This window comes from Bittarella massiliensis (ex Durand et al. 2017) (genome assembly GCF_017566145.1).
Taxonomy (GTDB): domain Bacteria; phylum Bacillota; class Clostridia; order Oscillospirales; family Ruminococcaceae; genus Bittarella; species Bittarella massiliensis_A.
The window spans coordinates 1-215 of the sequence record NZ_JABFCL010000305.1; the positions used below are offsets into that span (position 1 = coordinate 1).

The 215-nt window shown below is 49.3% G+C and carries 1 pseudogene; it reads left to right on the top strand.

The window, feature by feature from the left end:
• A pseudogene (gene glyA, locus HJY11_RS14450) lies at nt 1-215 on the top strand (serine hydroxymethyltransferase); the annotation flags it as partial.

The following is a 215-nucleotide window of genomic DNA, read 5'->3' on the forward strand; positions in this document are numbered from 1 at the left end:
GGTAGATCTCCAGAATATGGGAATCACGGGAAAAGAGCTTCAAAGACGGCTTGACGAAGTGTATATCACAGTCAACAAAAATGCGGTGCCGAACGATCCGGCAAGCCCGTTCGTGACAAGCGGAATCCGTATCGGTACTCCAGCAGTCACAACGAGAGGACTCAAAGAAGAAGAGATGAGAACGATTGCCAGACTAATTAAGATGGCGGTGACGG